This is a genomic window from Bacteroides sp. BFG-637 (assembly GCF_024793605.1).
Taxonomy (GTDB): Bacteria; Bacteroidota; Bacteroidia; order Bacteroidales; family Bacteroidaceae; genus Bacteroides; species Bacteroides vicugnae.
This window is the reverse complement of sequence record NZ_JANUPD010000002.1, coordinates 464,372-485,756: the sequence shown is the minus strand read 5'-3', so window position 1 is coordinate 485,756 and position 21,385 is coordinate 464,372. Positions and strand designations below refer to the sequence as shown.

Here is a 21,385-nt window from a genome sequence, read left to right as displayed (position 1 = left end):
AACAGGCCGATTGAAGACCTGCCGGACAATGATAAATTAGAACATGTCAGGATAATGCCGCAATACCTGTTCCTATCAGATTGGCATTATTCATACTTTTTATGTCGATCTCTACGTCTTCCAAACCAAATAAACTGAAGAGTTCCCGTAATTTCTCCATGACAATCATATTATAGTTTTTATCTTTTCTGTTCTTGCTCCAGAAAAGACTTCCTTCGGCAACCAGGCAAATTCTCCTTATCTCCTTATTGTATGACTTTAGCAACATGATAAGCCCTGTAAGTAAAGCTGCAACCAATTGTGCCGATCTGCCATATATCCACTGTGCCACCTGCACATACACATCTTTATAAATATCGGGATAGTTCATGATAGAGGTAAGCTTTTGTGCATCGAATTTTTCTTCAAATTCTTCCAGAGGAAAAGTCGCTTTTAGAATGTCTCCCAAGTACATGCCGGATACAGCTTTCTCGAAACGTTGTCTTCCCGGATTGTCGGAGATTACATCTACCGTATTATCTACTGCGGTGAGGAATGGCGGATGGAAGTTCCCCGACTCCAGATTAACGGGAATCAATCCATCGACCTTATGTGACGGACTTAACTTCTTAATTTTGTCAGCCGGAATAAAAGTAGCCATATTGGTGCCTGTTCCCACAATCAGACCTATATATGCATCGTAACTGCTGTCGGTAAGTCCTGCAAATAAACTGGCTACGGTGTCATTAAGCACTTTTATATTCGTAAACTTGATTTTATTTCTTTCGTTTAGATAGTCCAGTAAAGGCTTCCCTACCACTTCTCCGATCATCTCTTTTATGTCAACTCCTTTTGTCCAGCGTAAGAGTTTGGCATCTCCGCTTGGCACAGACTCTGTCGGATAAGAAAAGCAATATCCGATTGGCATTTCTTTCTCCCGTTTTATTCCGGTAATCATGTCTGCCAATTCTTTGAATAACTCCTCGCGGGTATAGCCGGGAGATTTCATAACCGACATGTCTTTCTTCCAACCATTGTTGGGGTGAATGGTTGGAGGTGCTTTACTGAAGTCAACGATTGCCACCCGATAATTGGTTCCTCCCAAATCAAGCACTAACGATTTACCATTAATACTACTTGTTTTCGGCGTGATAAAAGTGGGAATGCATTGTATCTCTGCATTTTCTGTGTTCAATCCCTCTTCTACTTTTGCTTTGAATGAACGGGCAATTTCTTTGAGTTGCTCATTATCTAACTGAAAAATATTCTTCTCCATGATATTGACTTTTATTGTGTATACTATATATGAATAACAACTGAAAAGGAATTTTGCTCGGTCGGTATACGGTATATGGATTCGGCCCGATTCCTGGATTTATCTCTTTCTTTTTTGCTCTTTCCTAAAAAAAACTTTCGTTGAATTCAGCCTTCCTGCAAATGATTTTTCATTTTCATTTCTCATATTCTCATAAGCGATATGGTAATCGGTTGTAAATCAATTATATAATGCTATGAGAAATAAACCGTAGAATGGTATTTCTCATAGTATTTCCATCATTTAGACCTAAAAATGATGCATTTCTCATAGGTTTTAAATCATTTCTCATCTTATTCTCATACTCCTTTTATCTATTTTGCTCATTTCTCATGCATGATGGCTGTAGCTTTTTCCGGACTATCGCCGGACTTGCGATTATTCCTTTCCTTATGTCGTTTATTAATCAACTTCCTATTGTTTACTGCTTTCCTGTGTGTCATTCACCTTATATCTTTATGTTTTTCCTTAATCATAGTCATTCCTTCCTACTACTATCTGTATCGTTCCACTCCAGCAGGGCAGACGCATTAAAAATCATTATCCTGTAAAAGTTTTGATAAATATTTTTCATCCCACCCAGCTTTTAGCCTTTTTAGATTCATACTTCCTTTAGTTGTTTTATCCTTCTTCAGGATAGTAAGTGCCATTTTTGTTGCTGCGGAAAAGTTTCTGGCTGCATTTTTGACCTTTTTACTATAGTCTTCTCGAAAGGTAACATCCAGTTGCCAATGCAGATTATTTTCAATAGACCAATGCTGTCTGATGGCAGAGGAAATTTCGTCCGGTTTGGTATTATCCATTGAAGTTACATAGTATCTTACCTCTTGTGTATATTCTCCTGTTGCCACTATTGTTCTTTCCGATTTTATCCCAACAACAGACTTCAGTCCCACAAGTTTCTTTTTAAACATTTTTTCCATTATAGGTCCATAACTAACTACAGTACAAGTTCTTGTCTCTATCCTTCCATGTCCGGTATTTTGGGACACATGCCTGGTGACTCTATTGATTATTTCGTCTTTATCCTGATAATCGTCAATGATCTGTTTGGCCAGTTGATAGTTTTTCTTCTTGTTATCCTTTATAGCTATAATATAATTTGCGTCACGCTCAATGATGGTCCGTGTTATATCTGTCTGGCAGCCCATCGCGTCAATTGTGACAATGCAATCATTGAGATCCAAAGAGTTTAGTAACAATGGAATAGCGGTAATTTCATTACTTTTATCATCCACCTTCACTTGTCCTAAAGAAATTCCATTGGCAGCGGACCATGCGGAAACCATCCATAATTTGAATCCTTCCTTTCCCGTCGTATGTTCTCCGTCACATTTACTTGGACCACGCATAAGTTTGCCATCTATAGCTATAACCCCTTTCACCTCCTGACAGACTTGTTTGACCCAATTACGGAAGATCAACTCAAAATATTCGGGCTTTATGATGCTAAAGAATCTATTAAAAGTATCATGGCTGGGGATGAACTCCAGATTAGGTATGCGACTTTTGAAAAAAGCAATTTTGGCATTGCCAAATTCCTCAATCTCATTCCAGGATTGGGCACCACAAATTACAGCAGCAATGGATATATAGACGATGGTTTCCATTTTATGGACTTTTTTACGGTTCATTCTAGGATCTTCTATTTGTTTACAAAGGTCAATTATCCCTATTTTCATGTTAGTTTATGTTTTATAATATCTTATAAAGATAAGGAAAATAGTCGAAATAAGAAAGAATTAATAAGTTAATAATCAATCATATAAATAGAATGAAAACAGGAGTGGGATAGTAAAAAATATAATGCGTCTGCCCTGTCCACTCCAGTGAACAGGCTTTTGCACTAGAGTGGAAAGAACCATCCACTCGAGTGGAACGATCTGTTCACTGGAGTGGAACGATGCAGATGCAGGTAGGAAAATATACAAATGTCCGCTCTATATACTTTCAATAAGCACTGGTAATATATTGTAAAGCAGTGTATAGTCTGGTATTCTACTTGGTCTTTAGCTTAGAATCTGGCTTGATAATTTATAGGATAAATGGTTAAAATACTATGAGAAATACCTTGAAAAGGTATGAGAAATGCGTTGTTTTATGGACAAAATGCTGGTAATACTATGAGAAATGCTATTTTCTATTTTATTTCTCATAGTGTTATGTCTTTGATTTACAAGATATTATTATGTGCGTTATGAGAACATGAGAAATGAAAATGAAAAATCGTTTCTAGTAGAATGTCAGATTCGTGTTTTTTATATGATATAGACTAGATTAATTGATAAAGCATATCTTTTTTCTGTCAAAATTGTTTGTTTAATAGATATTTATTTCTACTTTTGTCATAGTTTACTTTCGAGCGAAGGAAGTAGCTTTTTAATCATTTTATTGAGAACGGTTATTTATTATATATCTCTCCAAAAGAATCCGCTAATTTTTTTCCTGGGGATTGTAATAAGTGTCGGGTCTCACGCATCTTTTGTATATATACTTTGTTATATACTCAATTGGGCGTGGGGCTATCACTTATGCATCTGGGAAGGGTCTTAGCGGATACCATTTGGAGGGCGTAAGTAGATAGTTCCCACGTTCTCTTTTTATATAAACCTCGCACCACCGGGAACTGATGTGGTAATTCATATAAACTATGTGCGGAGACTTTAATCGTATCATCATTCAGCTATCGCAGCATCCTGTTGTGAACAAATCTTTCTCTGATTTAACCTGTACCGAATGCGAACAGGCGTATGTCTTGATAAATGAATTGATTAGTTTATCAGTAGAAGAAGATTATACCCTATTGGATTATATTCAGATGGCACGCCTGAAGTATTATCTCGGTGAGCTTTCTTGCAAGATATATTCTGTAAAGGAAGATGCCGCCCTTCATTATGGTAGCGCCCTTCATTTATTGGAGAAAGGCGGTCTCGATCTGAGCCTAAAGAAATGGATTGAACTTGTCAGCCTCCGTATGGAGGAATAAATCGTCGTTGCATTTCAATTCTGCATTTCCTGACGTATGTTTGCCTCATTTCTTTTTGCATATACTTGATTGAATAATCCTGTATATGCAAAAATCATCATGTCTTATAATCCGGTTTTGGTATATTTTATATGGCACTTCTCTTTTCTCTTATGATTTTCTTCTTAATTTATCTTTGCCTTACACTCGCCCGCGTGTGATATAATAATGTGTATCCCTCTCGTCGTTTCCGCACACAATTCCCCCATACATAAAAAATATGTTCTACAACATCGTTATGCATCAGCACTTTAGCAAATGTATTCAAAAATAATTAGAAAAAATAGTTTGATATATTTGGATTGTATACCAAAAGGGGCTACTTTTGCACCCGCTTTCCAAGAGAAGAAAGCCTTGAAAAATTGACTTCGTGAAAAAGTGGAATCCCACTTAAAGAAAAGAACAAAAAACTTCCGAAAAAGTTTGGATTATAATAAATAAAGTTCTTATCTTTGCAGTCCGATTCGCAAAGAAAAACGGCAAGAGTTATTCTTTCATACATTCTTTCCCTTTCGCATAGAGAGCCAGAGAAATCGAGTAAAAAGAAAAACTGAAAAAAAAACTTCCGAAAAAGTTTGGTAGTTAAAAATAAAGCCCTTACCTTTGCACCCGCTTTTAAAACGAAAGCAACAAGTTCTTTGAAATATTGATAAACAATACAAGTAGTACAAGTAAAAAAATAGAACCGTCAATACTTGTCTTATTCAGTAGCGATACAGTTAAGACTAACAGGTATTTGAATAAGGTCAATAAATTTACGGCGTCCTGAACAGAGCAAAAAGATCATCTTAACCGATGATAAAAAATACTTTTACAATGAAGAGTTTGATCCTGGCTCAGGATGAACGCTAGCTACAGGCTTAACACATGCAAGTCGAGGGGCAGCATTTTTCTAGCAATAGAAGAGATGGCGACCGGCGCACGGGTGAGTAACACGTATCCAACCTACCGATAACTCTGGAATAGCCTTTCGAAAGAAAGATTAATACCGGATAGTATACGAATATCGCATGATATTTTTATTAAAGAATTTCGGTTATCGATGGGGATGCGTTCCATTAGTTTGTTGGCGGGGTAACGGCCCACCAAGACTACGATGGATAGGGGTTCTGAGAGGAAGGTCCCCCACATTGGAACTGAGACACGGTCCAAACTCCTACGGGAGGCAGCAGTGAGGAATATTGGTCAATGGGCGCAGGCCTGAACCAGCCAAGTAGCGTGAAGGATGAAGGCTCTATGGGTCGTAAACTTCTTTTATATGGGAATAAAGTTTTCCACGTGTGGAATTTTGTATGTACCATATGAATAAGGATCGGCTAACTCCGTGCCAGCAGCCGCGGTAATACGGAGGATCCGAGCGTTATCCGGATTTATTGGGTTTAAAGGGAGCGTAGGTGGATTGTTAAGTCAGTTGTGAAAGTTTGCGGCTCAACCGTAAAATTGCAGTTGAAACTGGCAGTCTTGAGTACAGTAGAGGTGGGCGGAATTCGTGGTGTAGCGGTGAAATGCTTAGATATCACGAAGAACTCCGATTGCGAAGGCAGCTCACTAGACTGTCACTGACACTGATGCTCGAAAGTGTGGGTATCAAACAGGATTAGATACCCTGGTAGTCCACACAGTAAACGATGAATACTCGCTGTTTGCGATATACAGTAAGCGGCCAAGCGAAAGCATTAAGTATTCCACCTGGGGAGTACGCCGGCAACGGTGAAACTCAAAGGAATTGACGGGGGCCCGCACAAGCGGAGGAACATGTGGTTTAATTCGATGATACGCGAGGAACCTTACCCGGGCTTAAATTGCATTTGAATATGTAGGAAACTATATAGCCGCAAGGCAAATGTGAAGGTGCTGCATGGTTGTCGTCAGCTCGTGCCGTGAGGTGTCGGCTTAAGTGCCATAACGAGCGCAACCCTTATCTTCAGTTACTAACAGGTCATGCTGAGGACTCTGGAGAGACTGCCGTCGTAAGATGTGAGGAAGGTGGGGATGACGTCAAATCAGCACGGCCCTTACGTCCGGGGCTACACACGTGTTACAATGGGGGGTACAGAAGGCAGCTACCTGGTGACAGGATGCTAATCCCAAAAACCTCTCTCAGTTCGGATCGAAGTCTGCAACCCGACTTCGTGAAGCTGGATTCGCTAGTAATCGCGCATCAGCCATGGCGCGGTGAATACGTTCCCGGGCCTTGTACACACCGCCCGTCAAGCCATGAAAGCCGGGGGTACCTGAAGTACGTAACCGCAAGGAGCGTCCTAGGGTAAAACTGGTAATTGGGGCTAAGTCGTAACAAGGTAGCCGTACCGGAAGGTGCGGCTGGAACACCTCCTTTCTGGAGTGATGCCGTAAACGATGTAATTCTGCATGAATAATGTAAAATACAACATCATAAAAAAAGTGACTTTAAAGGTTCTGTTTTTTGTACTACTGGTACTTGTTTATTTATAATATATAGATCAACCATCTATAGAAGTATAGATAGAGATAAACAAGAGAAAAAAGAAGCCGAGTCTAACATACAGGTAGACAAGGTTGAACTAGTCCTATAGCTCAGTTGGTTAGAGCGCTACACTGATAATGTAGAGGTCGGCAGTTCAACTCTGCCTGGGACTACCAAGCTCAAGAACGAGGAAATGACGCGTAAGCGGAATACAGTATTCTTGATAACCTCTTGGGGGATTAGCTCAGCTGGCTAGAGCATCTGCCTTGCACGCAGAGGGTCAACGGTTCGAATCCGTTATTCTCCACGATCTCTTAAAAAGAGAAACGATCTTTGACATGATGTACAAAAAGTAAAATTTTAGTAAGAGCTAAAAGTATATATCAAACCGTACGTGTTCGAGTACGCAATATTGATAGAAGGAAGCAATTCCCATACCAATACCAGTACACGAATAAAACGTTTGAAAGAAAGTAAGCAAGGGCGCATGGCGGATGCCTTGGCTCTCGGAGGCGATGAAGGACGTGATAAGCTGCGATAAGCTTCGGGCAGGTGCAAATAACCTTTGATCCGAAGATTTCCGAATGGGACAACCCGGCATTCTGAAGGAATGTCATCCAACCTAGTTGGAAGCTAACGCAGGGAACTGAAACATCTTAGTACCTGTAGGAAAAGAAAATAATAATGATTCCCCTAGTAGTGGCGAGCGAACGGGGATTAGCCCAAACCAATGTTGTTACGGCAATATTGGGGTTGTAGGACCACGACATCGCAAGACATTTCATGAGTAGAACCCTTTGGAAAATGGGACCATAGACGGTGATAGTCCGGTATACGAAGTGAAACGAAGCGTAGTGGTATCCTGAGTAGCGCGGGACACGAGAAATCTTGCGTGAATCTGCCGGGACCATCCGGTAAGGCTAAATACTCCCGAGAGACCGATAGCGAACCAGTACTGTGAAGGAAAGGTGAAAAGCACTTCGAATAGAAGAGTGAAATAGTCCCTGAAACCGTGCGCCTACAAGCGGTCGGAGCTGCGTAAGCAGTGACGGCGTGCCTTTTGCATAATGAACCTACGAGTTACTTTTTCCGGCAAGGTTAAGTGTCTCAAGACATGAAGCCGAAGCGAAAGCGAGTCTGAACAGGGCGATTAGTCGGAAGGAGTAGACGCGAAACCAAGTGATCTACCCTTGGTCAGGTTGAAGGTTAGGTAACACTAACTGGAGGACCGAACCGATAAGCGTTGAAAAGCTTCCGGATGAACTGAGGGTGGGGGTGAAAGGCTAATCAAACTTGGAGATAGCTCGTACTCCCCGAAATGCATTTAGGTGCAGCCTTGGGAATTACTACTGTGAGGTAGAGCGACTGATAAGATGCGAGGGCTTCACCGCCTATCAAGTCTTGATAAACTCCGAATGCGCAGTAGTTCGATCCCGGGAGTGAGGGCATGGGTGCTAAGGTCCATGTCCTAAAGGAGAAGAATCCAGACCATCAGCTAAGGTCCCGAAATAATTGCTAAGTTGAACTAACGAAGTCAGATTGCTAAGACAGCTAGGATGTTGGCTTGGAAGCAGCCATTCATTTAAAGAGTGCGTAACAGCTCACTAGTCGAGGAGTTTGGCGTGGATAATAATCGGGCATCAAGCAATTTACCGAAGCTATGGGATCCGTAAGGATCGGTAGGGGAGCATTCCACTCCGCGTCGAAGGTGAAGCGTGAGCTTTGCTGGAGCGTGTGGAAAAGCAAATGTAGGTATAAGTAACGATAAAGGGGGTGAGAAACCCCCTCGCCGAAAGACTAAGGTTTCCTGATCAACGCTAATCGGATCAGGGTTAGTCGGGTCCTAAGGCTCAGCCGAACGGTGAGGCCGATGGCAGAACAGGTTAATATTCCTGTACTACCTTAAAGAGTGACGTGGAGACGGAGGAGTGACAGCGCCGCGGACTGACGGAATAGTCCGTTGAAGGGTGTAGATGTTGATTGCGGCAGGCAAATCCACCGCAAGAGTCGAACCTGATAGTATACCAAATTCTTCGGAATGAGGTAATAGTGCGTGTAAACATACTCCCAAGAAAATCCGCTAAACTTAATCTTTAAGGTACCCGTACCGCAAACGGACACACGTAGTCGGGTTGAATATACTAAGGCGCTTGAGTGATTCACGGTTAAGGAACTAGGCAAATTGACCCTGTAACTTCGGGATAAAGGGTCCCAACGAGAGTTGGGCGCAGAGAATAGGTCCAGGCAACTGTTTAACAAAAACACAGGGCTGTGCCAAATTGAAAGATAACGTATACAGCCTGACACCTGCCCGGTGCTGGAAGGTTAAGAGGAGATGTCATCGCAAGAGAAGCATTGAATTGAAGCCCCAGTAAACGGCGGCCGTAACTATAACGGTCCTAAGGTAGCGAAATTCCTTGTCGGGTAAGTTCCGACCTGCACGAATGGTGTAATGATCTGGACACTGTCTCAACCGTGAGCTCAGTGAAATTGTAGTATCGGTGAAGATGCCGATTACCCGCGATGGGACGAAAAGACCCCGTGAACCTTTACTATAGCTTAACATTGAATTTGGGTAATTGATGTGTAGGATAGGCCGGAGACTTTGAAGCAGGTACGCCAGTATTTGTGGAGTCGCTGTTGAAATACGGCCCTTTGATTATTTGAGTTCTAACTCGCTGCTGCGAGGACACTGTTTGGTGGGTAGTTTGACTGGGGTGGTCGCCTCCAAAAGTGTAACGGAGGCTTCTAAAGGTGCCCTCAGGACGATTGGTAACCGTCCGTAGAGTGTAATGGCATAAGGGCGCTTGACTGGGAGACAGACAAGTCGATCAGGTAGGAAACTAGAGCATAGTGATCCGGTGTTTCCGTATGGAAGGGACATCGCTCAAAGGATAAAAGGTACTCCGGGGATAACAGGCTGATCCCTCCCAAGAGCTCATATCGACGGAGGGGTTTGGCACCTCGATGTCGGCTCGTCACATCCTGGGGCTGGAGAAGGTCCCAAGGGTTGGGCTGTTCGCCCATTAAAGTGGCACGCGAGCTGGGTTCAGAACGTCGTGAGACAGTTCGGTCTCTATCTATCGTGGGCGTATGAAATTTGCGTGGCTCTGACACTAGTACGAGAGGACCGTGTTGGACTGACCGCTGGTTTACCAGTTGTGCCGCCAGGTGCATTGCTGGGTATCTAAGTCGGGATTGGATAAGTGCTGAAAGCATCTAAGTACGAAGCCAGCCACAAGATTAGATTTCTTAGGGTCGTCAAAGACGATGACGTTGATAGGATGCAGGTGTAAAGGTGGTAACATCAAAGCCGAGCATTACTAATTGCCCGTTCACTTTCTTTCGGACATGTACCGGTTGGGTATATACGTTTAGCTTGCTAGACACTGAAGTTTTACTTTTCATCATGTCATAACCTTATTCAGGTGGTTATAGCACGAGGGTTCCACCTCTTCCCATTCCGAACAGAGAAGTTAAGCCTCGTCACGCCGATGGTACTGCGTAACAGTGGGAGAGTAGGTAGCCGCCGTTTTAAAGAAGCCCCTTGATTCATTTTGAATCAAGGGGCTTTCTGTGTTTTATCACTTCTGAATCAGGGCGTTCTCTAAGGCCGGATAAAAGATAACCTCTTCTCTTCTTCTGCAAATAAGATAGCTGTATTTACTAATGCCAGATGTGAATATGCCTGCGGGAAGTTGCCCAACTGTTCTTTGGTTTCGAAATCAATATCTTCACTAAACAATCCGAGATGATTGGAGTATTTCAGAACTTCGTCAAACAGGCAGCGTGCTTCTTCTTTATGGCCGGTTACAAACAATGCCCGTATAAGCCAGAATGTACAAATCGTAAAAGCAGAAGTAGGCAACCCGAAATCGTCTTTGCTGTTATAGCGATACATAAGTCCTTTATGGAAAAGGGCTTTCTTGACAGCTTCCACTGTTTTATGATAGCGTATATCATCTGCTTCTATAAATCCATAGGGTTCCATCAATAGTAATGAAGAATCCATTGCTTGATTATTATATGTCTGTGTGAAGCTTTGAAGTTCCTTATTCCAGCCATATTTCATCACGTCTTTCTTTATTTTTTCGGCTTCCAGTTGCCAACGTTCGCTATAATTATATTTGTTAAGCATTTGAGCGATTTTAGCTCCGCGATCTAAAGCTACCCAACACATCACTTTGGAAGAAACAAAGTGTTGTCCTTCTCCCCGGATCTCCCAGATTCCCTTATCGGGCTTTCTCCAGTTTTCTACTACTTTTGCTAAAATGGTCTTTACCATTTCCCACATGTCTTCAATTTCATCCAGTGTGCCGGGCATGAGGCGATAATATTGGTAAATCAAGTCCATCAGGTAACCAAAAGAGTCGTTTTGTTTCTGATGGTATGCATCATTTCCTATTCGTACAGGTTTGGAGTTCTTATAACCGGATAGATGGTCGAGTATCACTTCGGTTAGTTGGTGCTCGCCCCGGATGCCATACATAATTTGATAGTCATGTTTGGAAACGAATGTGGATTGGATAAATTTCATAAAGCGTTTGGCTGCACCGGTATGTCCGATTTGAAACATGGTTTCGATGGACATGGAAGCATCCCGGAGCCAGCAAAAGCGATAATCCCAGTTGCGCACTTCTCCCACAGCTTCCGGTAGGCTTGTAGTTAGTGCTGCCAGCACGGCTCCGTTGTGGTAGGACATTAGTTTCAGAACCAATAAACTCCGTTCGATTACGTCATTATATAGAGTGTATTTCTTGCTTCTGTCTGTCCAGTTCAGCCAATATACCAGCGTACGGCAGTATTCTATTTTCTCCCTTTCTATGTCGATTGGGATCACTTTCTCGTTATAGGAGAGCAGGAGAAATTCGTCTTTCTCAAGAATGATTTCTTTTTTCTCTTTGATGTCCTGAAGAGACAGGGAAGCATATAAATATTGTCTGTCCTTGTTGTCGAAGGAGCAGTAGGATTCGATATACTGTGGAGTGATATTAAGGATCACTTGTCCCTGTGCATAGTTCGGAGCCGGGTGGTAGTTGATCTTGAAACGCGGTTTTCCTTTTATCCAATGTATGTAGCGGTATAATTCGGCTGGTAAGTAATGCCCTGTTTCGTCTTGGGAACGATAGCAGGGCATATAGTCGAGTACTACGAATTCTCCTTCATCGGAGGAGAATTGAGTAGGAAAGAATATTGGTGTGGGGGACATAACTTTGTGTGATGCGATAGTCTCCGGAAACTTCGAATCCGAAAGTTCCTCCTTTCTCCCGGTCGAGCAGACTGGCAAAAATAGAAGGAGAATCGAAATCGGGAAAACAGAGCCATTCGATATTTCCGTTCTGCGAAATGAGAGCTGCGGTTCGGCAGTTACCTATCACTCCATAATTTAAATTATTCATATTGATTGCTTTTTATTGAGTTTTTAATAGATCTTTGAGAAAGTCGAAAGCGAAAGTCAGGCGATTCTTAATACTTCCTTCTTTTGTGGCAGTTTTTTGTTTGCCTAGTAAAGACCGTAAGAAAGGAAGTACGTCAGATTGGGCAGACAGGTGATAGTTGGCGGCTTCGGATACGCTACCTATTTTAATGGTGATAGCGCTCATTGGCAATGCCTGAAACATATCTTCATCTGTAGTGTCGTCTCCCATCGCTATAACAAAATCATAGCGTCTGCTGGCTAGCAGACGCCCTACCTCCGAACCTTTATTGCAATCCGGTGATTTGATTTCGATCACTTTATTTCCTTGCAGAATTTGTAGTTTCTGCCGGGTACAGAGCGAAATCAGCGTGTTGACGAGTTGCTGGGCTCTTAATGTGCCGAGCCATGCGTCACTTTCACGATAATGCCAGGCCAGGGCAGTTTCCTTCACTTCCAGATGGGAACGGGGAGTACGGTCTACAAACATTTGAAGGATAGAGAGAATACCTGCTCCCCATTCTATCTTCTTTATGTTTTTATGCCAGACTCCGTTTTCTTTATAGAAAGCCCCATGTTCGGCAGCCATAGAAATAGGAAGGGTGCCAAGCCATTTTTCTAATGTAAAGTGATCCCGCCCGCTATTGATAACAATATGATTGGCGGGATCGCTAGCCAGTTGTTGTAGAATAGAAATGAGTTCCGGTGTAGGTTGTGCATCCTCAGGACGTGGTTTGAGAGCCGTCAGTGTACCATCATAGTCCAGCAGAATCAGGCGTTGTTTGGCATGGTTATACTTGAGTTTGATTTGTGCAATGCTAGCGGCTACGATACGTTTTTTTCGTAACATATCGTTTTTCATACATGTCGCGTTTAGTTCATTGACAAAGTCGGCTGCCCATTTGTTGACTGTCTGTACGGACAGAATGCTTTGCATACGTTGCAGGCGTTGCTTTTGTTCCTCTTCGGGCATTTCAAGTGCCTGGCAAATAGCATTTTCTATTTGTTCCGTATCGTTCGGGTTGATTTGGATAGCGTCCGTCAATTCTACGGCGGCACCTGCCATTTCGCTAAGGATAAGTACACCGGGATTGTCACATTTGGTAGCTACGTATTCTTTGGCTACCAGATTCATTCCGTCCCGAAGTGGAGTGACGAGGGCTATGTCGGCCACATAGTACATGGCAGTCAGTTCTTCCAGTGAAAAGCCATGATAGAAATAACATACGGGAGTCCAGTTCATTGTGGAGTAACGTCCGTTGATAGAGCCGATTTCTTCGTCAATTTTTGTTTTTAGTTCCGCATAGCTGCCTACATGATCGCGTGAAGGGACAATGACCATTGCCAATGTAACTTTACCGTGATATTCGGCATGATGTTCGAGGAAGGTGGCAAAGCCACGAAGACGGTGTAATATGCCTTTGCTGTAATCCAGTCTGTCTACTGACAGGATCAGTTTATGCTCGCCGAAAAGTTTCCGGGTTCGTTCAATGGCCTGATGTACTTCTTTATTTTCTGAAGCCTGATGATAGGATTCATAGTTGATTCCCATCGGCAATGCTTCTACTCTGACCATCCGGTTGTTGATCTGTACTTCATCCAGTTTGAAGTCGAGATGCAGCACACGTTCTACGGCACTGATGAAGTGACGCATATAGTCATGAGTATGGAAAGCTATGAAGTCTGCTCCCAGCAAACCCTTCAGAATCTCGGCACGCTCCGGAAGAATACGGAAGAGTTCGTAAGAAGGGAACGGGATATGATGGAAATAACCGATACTTAGTTCCGGATATATTTTCCTCAACATTCCGGGAAGTAGCATCAGTTGATAATCCTGTATCCATACCTTATCGCCGGGACGTATCAGCCGGCAAATCTCCTCACAGAAGAGTCGGTTGACTTGTTGATAGGATTGCCAGAAACAGTTCTTATATAAGGTATAAGCATAAAAGTAATGACACAAAGGCCAGATAGTACTGTTACTGTATCCTTCGTAATAGTTTTCAATTTGCTTTTCCGACAAGAAGACCGGATGAAAATTCATTTCCTGTAGTTTCTCGTTAATCTCTTGCTGGTCCTTCTCTTCATTTGTACATATTCCGGGCCAACCTATCCAGTGCTTCTCATAAGAAGTCTGGAGAGAATCCAAACCTGTTGCCAGTCCGCCTTCGCTACGCGAAAATACGAATGTGCCGTTTGTGCCGGCTACTTTGACAGGTAATCTGTTTGCAATAATATAAAGTTTCATATCTATTTCTTTGCAAAGCATGTACCAATTGACTTATGTTGATGCTTAACCGTTTATTATCAACAGATTATAAAGATATAGTATCCTCCTTTTGTCTTTTCAAAATGGAATCCTTTTTTCAAAATGGAAGGGTATGTTGGATGGAAAGAAAGTAACAGCTTGTTTGTATCTATTTGAATGTTAGCTCATTATGCATTCTTTGCTTTTTGTGGCACGCATTTGGCATGAAGAATGGCAAGTAAAAATTTATAGTAATCATTTAAAAGGTAAAAACATGGGAATAACACTATCATTTATTTTCTGCCTGTTGAGCGGTTTCGCTTGTTTCTGGCTGTTCTGGAAATGTGTAGACTGGTTTGAGAATATTTAAAGAAAAAAGGAGAATTGATTATGTACACAGCATTATTCGTATTAGGTATTGCAATCTTCGGTTATTTGATGTATGTGCTCATCAAACCCGAGAAGTTTTAAAGTAACACACACAGTTTAAGGTAAAAAGTATATGAATACAGAAATTTTAGGCGTGGTTGTTCAGATAGCCTTGATGGTGATTCTGGCTTATCCACTGGGAAAATACATTGCCAAGGTCTACAGAGGAGAAAAGACCTGGTCTGATTTTATGGCTCCTATCGAAAGAGTCATTTATAAAGTTTGTGGAATCGACCCCAATGAAGAAATGAACTGGAAACAATTCCTGAAAGCATTGTTGATTTTGAATGCTTTCTGGTTTTTCTGGGGAATGGTACTCTTGGTTTCACAAGGATGGTTGCCTTTAAACCCGGACGGCAACGGACCGCAGACTCCGGATCAGGCATTCAATACCTGTATTAGTTTTATGGTGAACTGTAACTTGCAGCACTATAGCGGTGAAAGCGGACTGACTTATTTTACTCAACTCTTCGTCATCATGCTTTTCCAGTTTATTACCGCAGCAACAGGTATGGCTGCTATGGCAGGTATTATGAAGAGTATTGCTGCAAAAACAACCAAAACGATTGGTAACTTCTGGCAATTTCTGGTAATAAGTTGTACGCGTATCTTATTACCTCTTTCTCTGATTGTAGGTTTTATCCTGATTCTGCAGGGAACTCCGATGGGATTTGACGGTAAGATGAAAGTCACTACTCTTGAAGGTCAGGAACAGATGGTTTCTCAAGGTCCTACGGCCGCAATTGTTCCTATTAAACAGTTGGGTACGAATGGCGGTGGATATTTTGGCGTGAACTCCTCTCATCCATTGGAAAATCCGACTTATCTTTCTAACATGGTAGAATGTTGGTCTATCTTGATTATCCCGATGGCGATGGTATTTGCACTGGGTTTCTATACCCGCAGAAAGAAGTTGGCTTACAGTATATTCGGAGTAATGCTTTTCGCTTTTCTGGTCGGTGTGTGCATTAATGTCAGTCAGGAAATGGGGGGTAATCCGCGCATCGATGAGCTGGGAATTGCACAGGACAATGGTGCGATGGAAGGTAAGGAAGTGCGTTTGGGAGCCGGAGCAACCGCGTTGTGGAGTATTGTAACGACCGTAACTTCCAATGGTTCTGTGAATGGTATGCATGATTCTACCATGCCTCTGTCCGGTATGATGGAAATGCTGAATATGCAGATTAATACCTGGTTTGGCGGTGTAGGTGTAGGGTGGATGAACTATTATACATTCATTATCATTGCAGTGTTTATCAGCGGTTTGATGGTGGGACGTACACCGGAATTCCTCGGTAAGAAAGTAGAAGCCCGCGAAATGAAAATCGCTACGATTGTAGCTCTGCTTCATCCGTTTGTAATCTTGGTGTTTACGGCAATCTCAAGTTATATTTATGTACACCATCCGGATTTTGTGGAAAGTGAAGGTGGGTGGTTGAACAACTTAGGATTCCACGGTTTGAGTGAACAGCTTTACGAGTACACTTCCTGTGCCGCCAATAACGGTTCCGGTTTCGAAGGCTTGGGTGATAATACTTATTTCTGGAACTGGACATGTGGTATCGTTTTGATTCTGAGTCGCTTCCTTCCTATTATCGGACAGGTTGCCATTGCCGGGCTACTGGCGCAGAAGAAATTCATACCGGAAAGTGCCGGTACGTTGAAGACGGATACACTGACTTTCGGAGTAATGACATTTGTAGTTATCTTCATTATTGCCGCTCTGTCGTTCTTCCCGGTACATGCATTGAGCACGATTGCTGAACATTTAAGTTTGTAATACTGAATTAGAGAAGATATGAAAGATAATAAATCAGCTTCTTTGTTTCCAAAGGAGCAAGTTATAGAAAGTTTGAAACAATCATTCGTGAAACTGAACCCACGAATGATGATAAAGAATCCGATTATGTTTACGGTAGAGGTGGCTACGGTAGTCATGCTGCTTGTGACGCTCTACTCCATTGTTAATTCTTCACAGGGTTCGTTTGCTTACAACATTGCCGTGTTTATCATTCTGTTTATCACTTTGCTGTTTGCCAATTTTGCCGAAGCTATTGCAGAGGCACGTGGTAAAGCACAGGCCGACAGTTTGCGTAAGACTCGTGAAGAGACACCGGCAAAGAAAGTGGAAGGCAATAAAATCGTTACTGTCAGTTCTTCACAGTTGAAGAAAGGGGATGTGTTTGTCTGCGAGGCAGGAGACGTGATTCCTTCCGACGGTGAGATTATTGAAGGGTTGGCTTCTATTGATGAAAGTGCCATTACCGGTGAGTCTGCTCCGGTCATTCGTGAAGCAGGTGGCGACAAGAGTTCGGTAACAGGAGGTACGAAAGTACTGTCCGATCATATAAAGGTGATGGTGACTACCCAACCGGGAGAAAGTTTTCTTGATAAGATGATCGCATTGGTGGAAGGTGCTTCCCGCCAGAAAACCCCGAATGAGATTGCATTGACTATTTTGCTGGCAGGTTTTACGCTTGTTTTCGTCATTGTGTGTGTGACTTTGAAACCGTTTGCCGATTATAGTAATACGGTCATCACTATTGCTTCGCTTATTTCTTTGTTTGTGTGTCTGATCCCGACAACTATCGGTGGACTTCTCTCTGCCATCGGTATTGCCGGTATGGACCGTGCACTTCGCGCCAACGTGATTACTAAATCCGGTAAAGCGGTTGAAACTGCGGGCGATATTGATACATTACTGCTGGATAAAACGGGTACTATCACCATTGGTAATCGTAAAGCAACTCATTTCCATACAGCTCCGGGTGTCGATCTGCACGATTTTGTGGAAACTTGTCTGTTGTCTTCCTTATCCGATGAAACGCCGGAAGGTAAGTCTATCGTAGAATTGGGACGTGAGTCGGGCATTCGTATGCGTAATCTGAATACAACAGGAGCACGTATGATTAAGTTTACGGCTGAAACCAAATGTTCGGGAGTAGACCTGGCAGATGGAACGCAGATTCGTAAAGGTGCTTTTGATGCCATCCGTAAGATGGTGGAAGGTGACGGGAATGAATTTCCGAAAGAAGTGGAAGAGATTATTTCTTCTATCTCAAGCAATGGTGGTACACCGCTGGTAGTATGTGTAAACAGAAAGGTGACTGGTGTTATTGAACTGCAGGATATTATCAAACCGGGTATTCAGGAACGTTTCGAACGTCTGCGTAAGATGGGAGTGAAGACGGTAATGGTGACAGGTGACAACCCGTTAACTGCAAAATATATTGCTGAAAAAGCCGGTGTGGATGATTTTATCGCCGAAGCGAAACCGGAAGATAAGATGGAATATATCAAGAAGGAACAGCAGGCTGGTAAATTGGTTGCAATGATGGGAGACGGAACGAACGATGCTCCTGCTTTGGCACAGGCCAATGTGGGCGTAGCCATGAATAGCGGTACACAGGCAGCGAAGGAAGCTGGTAATATGGTCGACTTGGATAACGACCCGACGAAGTTGATCGAGATTGTGGAAATCGGTAAACAATTGCTGATGACACGTGGTACGCTGACTACTTTCTCTATCGCCAATGACGTAGCGAAGTATTTTGCTATCGTTCCGGCCTTGTTTATGATCGCCATTCCCGAACTGGCTGCTCTGAATATCATGCATCTGCATAGTCCTGAAAGTGCTATTCTTTCGGCAGTCATTTTTAATGCGATTATTATTCCGATTCTGATTCCGTTGGCTTTGCGTGGTGTGCAATACAAGCCGATAGGTGCGAGTGCTTTGCTTCGCCGTAATCTGCTGATCTATGGTGTGGGTGGTGTGATTGCTCCTTTCGTGGGAATCAAATTGATAGATTTAGTAGTAGGTTTATTCTTTTAATTAAAAAACAATAGCAATGAAAACTTTATTGAAGTCATTAAAAATAACACTTGCTTTTTGTGTCTTTTTTTTCCGTGTTCTATATCCTTATCCTGTGGGTGTTCGCACAGGTAGCGGGTCCTAATAAAGGAAATGCCGAAGTAGCTACGCTGGATGGGAAAGTAGTGGGAGCGGCTAATGTAGGTCAGATGTTTACAAAAGATATTTATTTCTGGGGACGTCCATCTTCTGCCGGAGACGGATATGATGCTACGAGTTCCGCAGGTAGTAATAAAGGGCCTACGAATCAAGAATATCTGGATGAAGTGAAAGCGCGTATTGATACTTTCCTTGTACATCATCCTTATTTGAATCGTGCGGATGTGCCAGCCGAAATGGTTACGGCCAGTGGTTCGGGACTAGATCCTAATATCACTCCTCAATGTGCGTATGTACAAGTGAAGAGAGTAGCACAAGCACGTGGATTGAGAGAGGAACAGGTGAGAGCAATTGTTGATAAAAGCATAGAAAAACCGTTTTTGGGGTTGTTGGGAACAGAAAAGGTGAATGTATTGAAATTGAATATCGCTTTAGAGGAAAGCAATAAGTAGATGAAGATTGAGCAGCGTTCCTGTCCGGACCGTTTGGGTTATGCCGCGGTTCAAATTAACAGGGTTGGATAGGGCGCTGCTTTTTTACGGAAACATAAAATAGAATAAGATAAGAAGTATGAAAAGTTTTTTTATAAAAAAGAGTTTTTTAGGAACAATGGCTGTAGCAGCCGTTTGTATGTTGGGAACAGTTAATGCACAAGCACAAGAGTTTACTATACAAAGTGATTTGGTAAGTTCGTATGTATGGCGTGGTATTTATCAGGGAGGAGCTGCTTCCTTTCAGCCGACTTTGGGATTTAGCGTAGGTAATTTCTCGCTTACTGCATGGGGTTCAACTAGTTTGAGTGAGAGTAATAAAGAAATTGACCTGACCGCAGCTTATAAGTTCGGTGAAGCAGGACCGACGCTTTCTGTAGCCACTCTTTGGTGGGACGGACAAGCTGATGTGGCCAATGGAGAACTTGCCAATAATTATTTTCATTTTAAAAGTGGAGACACCGGACACCATTTTGAAGCAGGGTTAGCTTATACGCTTCCTATTGAAAAGTTCCCGTTATCTATCGCATGGTATACCATGTTTGCCGGTGCTGACAGAAAAACGACTGATGAGGGGGAAGAAAAGCAGGCATACTCTTCTTACGTAGAACTGAATTATCCGTTCAGTGTGAAAGGAGTTGATCTGAATGCTACTTGTGGAGTGGTTCCTTATAAGACTCCGCAGTATAATGTGAATGGGTTTGCAGTGACGAACCTAGCTTTGAAAGCAACGAAAGCAATAAATTTTAATGATAAGTTTTCATTGCCTATATTTGTACAGGCTATATGGAATCCACGTTTGGAGGACGCCCATTTAGTATTTGGCGTAACTTTAAGGCCATAAAATAAACTCATGAATTTTTGTGAAACCCGTGGTGATCGTGATGATTACTACGGGTTAGGATGTTTAAAATAACAGATTGACGTAATGGATGATAGAGAACATAGTGTACAGTATTTTTTGGATCTGATAAAGAAGTCCCACCGGGGTAAATTCAAGGTCTATATCGGTATGATAGCCGGTGTGGGAAAGTCATATCGTATGCTTCAGGAGGCACATGAACTGCTGGAGAACGGTGTGAACGTGCAAATCGGCTATATCGAAACTCATGGACGCGCCGGGACGGAAGCATTGCTGCAAGGGCTCCCTGTCATTCCGCGTCGTAAAATCTTCTATAAGGGGAAAGAATTGGAAGAAATGGATCTGGATACGATTATCCGTGTCCATCCGGAAATTGTAATTGTGGATGAACTGGCTCATACCAATGTAGAAGGTAGCTTGAACGAGAAACGTTGGCAGGATGTGATCACTTTGCTGGATGAGGGAATCAATGTGATTTCGGCAATCAATATTCAGCACATTGAAAGCGTGAATGAAGAAGTGCAGGAGATTACGGGTATTGAAGTGAAAGAACGGGTGCCCGACAGTGTTCTTCAGGAAGCGGATGAGGTGGTGAATATTGACTTGACGGCAGAGGAGCTGATTGCACGTTTGAAAGCGGGTAAGATATATCGTCCGGAAAAGATTCAGACGGCATTGGATAATTTCTTTCGGACAGAGAATATTCTTCAGTTACGTGAGTTGGCTTTGAAGGAAGTAGCGTTGCGGGTAGAAAAAAGGTGGAGAATGAGGTGGTGATGGGAGTAGCCGTCGGACTCCGGCATGAGAAGTTTATGGCTTGTATCAGTAGTCACGAGAAAACACCCCGGCGGATTATCAGAAAGGCGGCAAAGTTGGCAACCCGGTATAACACCACTTTTATAGCCCTGTATGTTCAGACTCCGAAAGAGAGTATGGATAGAATCGATTTAGCCAGTCAACGGTATCTGTTGAACCATTTTAAGCTCGTGGCGGAACTTGGGGGAGAGGTGGTACAGGTGCAGTCGAAGGATATTTTGGGGAGTATCGTCAAGGTTTGTAAAGAGAAACAGATATCGACAGTTTGCATGGGAACTCCTAATTTAAGGTTGCCATACGCTATTTGTTCTATACTGGGATATAGAAAGTTTTTGAATAATTTGTCACAAGCTAATGTAGATTTGATTATACTTGCATAATATTAATC

The 21,385-nt window shown here is 42.6% G+C and carries 8 protein-coding genes, 2 tRNA genes, 3 rRNA genes and 3 pseudogenes; 12 read left to right on the top strand and 4 right to left on the bottom strand.

The features are described from left to right. Nucleotides 1-46: 46 nt before the first annotated feature. On the bottom strand, nucleotides 47-1,255 hold the full coding sequence (locus NXX38_RS02110; protein WP_258978503.1) for a hexokinase: 1,209 nt from the start codon (nucleotides 1,253-1,255) through the stop codon (nucleotides 47-49). Between the two features lie 569 nt (nucleotides 1,256-1,824). Next, nucleotides 1,825-2,976 (bottom strand): ISAs1 family transposase, encoded by a 1,152-nt coding sequence (locus NXX38_RS02105; protein ID WP_217723776.1) that lies wholly within the window; start codon nucleotides 2,974-2,976, stop codon nucleotides 1,825-1,827. Between the two features lie 968 nt (nucleotides 2,977-3,944). Between NXX38_RS02105 and NXX38_RS02100 the strand changes: the two genes are divergently transcribed. The 6 genes from NXX38_RS02100 (at nucleotide 3,945) to rrf (ending at nucleotide 10,300) form a co-directional block, all read left to right on the top strand. Continuing rightward, nucleotides 3,945-4,280, top strand: coding sequence for a hypothetical protein (locus NXX38_RS02100; protein ID WP_004327208.1), 336 nt, complete (start codon nucleotides 3,945-3,947; stop codon nucleotides 4,278-4,280). Nucleotides 4,281-5,132: 852 nt separating this feature from the next. After that, nucleotides 5,133-6,657, top strand: a 16S ribosomal RNA gene (locus NXX38_RS02095). A 207-nt stretch (nucleotides 6,658-6,864) separates the two neighbouring features. Continuing rightward, a tRNA-Ile gene (locus tag NXX38_RS02090) sits at nucleotides 6,865-6,941 on the top strand. Between the two features lie 57 nt (nucleotides 6,942-6,998). Then, nucleotides 6,999-7,072 (top strand) — tRNA-Ala (locus NXX38_RS02085). A 160-nt stretch (nucleotides 7,073-7,232) separates the two neighbouring features. Beyond that, nucleotides 7,233-10,112, top strand: a 23S ribosomal RNA gene (locus NXX38_RS02080). 77 nt (nucleotides 10,113-10,189) lie between these two features. After that, nucleotides 10,190-10,300, top strand: a 5S ribosomal RNA gene (gene rrf, locus NXX38_RS02075). The 16S, 23S and 5S rRNA genes sit together here with 2 tRNA genes alongside, the layout of an rRNA operon. 72 nt (nucleotides 10,301-10,372) lie before the next feature. On the opposite strand, the pseudogene NXX38_RS02070 reads toward rrf, so the two are convergent. Beyond that, a pseudogene (locus NXX38_RS02070) lies at nucleotides 10,373-12,164 on the bottom strand (glycoside hydrolase family 15 protein). Between the two features lie 12 nt (nucleotides 12,165-12,176). Beyond that, on the bottom strand, nucleotides 12,177-14,450 hold the full coding sequence (locus NXX38_RS02065; protein WP_258978502.1) for a bifunctional alpha,alpha-trehalose-phosphate synthase (UDP-forming)/trehalose-phosphatase: 2,274 nt from the start codon (nucleotides 14,448-14,450) through the stop codon (nucleotides 12,177-12,179). 369 nt (nucleotides 14,451-14,819) lie between these two features. Here NXX38_RS02065 and kdpF point away from each other — a divergent pair, with 369 nt between their 5' ends. The 6 genes and pseudogenes from kdpF (at nucleotide 14,820) to NXX38_RS02035 (ending at nucleotide 21,377) form a co-directional block, all read left to right on the top strand. After that, complete coding sequence (gene kdpF, locus NXX38_RS02060; RefSeq protein ID WP_032849815.1) at nucleotides 14,820-14,900, top strand: K(+)-transporting ATPase subunit F; 81 nt, start codon at nucleotides 14,820-14,822, stop codon at nucleotides 14,898-14,900. A gap of 31 nt (nucleotides 14,901-14,931) precedes the next feature. Continuing rightward, nucleotides 14,932-16,638, top strand: a complete 1,707-nt coding sequence (gene kdpA / locus NXX38_RS02055; protein ID WP_008777345.1) for a potassium-transporting ATPase subunit KdpA — start codon at nucleotides 14,932-14,934, stop codon at nucleotides 16,636-16,638. Between the two features lie 18 nt (nucleotides 16,639-16,656). Beyond that, complete coding sequence (kdpB, locus tag NXX38_RS02050; protein WP_074638340.1) at nucleotides 16,657-18,690, top strand: potassium-transporting ATPase subunit KdpB; 2,034 nt, start codon at nucleotides 16,657-16,659, stop codon at nucleotides 18,688-18,690. A 16-nt stretch (nucleotides 18,691-18,706) separates the two neighbouring features. Continuing rightward, nucleotides 18,707-19,280, top strand: a pseudogene (locus tag NXX38_RS02045) (K(+)-transporting ATPase subunit C). A gap of 118 nt (nucleotides 19,281-19,398) precedes the next feature. Then, a complete protein-coding gene (locus NXX38_RS02040; protein ID WP_258978501.1) occupies nucleotides 19,399-20,163 on the top strand; it encodes a hypothetical protein in 765 nt (254 codons plus the stop codon). Nucleotides 20,164-20,247: 84 nt separating this feature from the next. Continuing rightward, nucleotides 20,248-21,377, top strand: a pseudogene (locus NXX38_RS02035) (sensor protein KdpD). The last annotated feature ends 8 nt before the right edge of the window (nucleotides 21,378-21,385 follow it).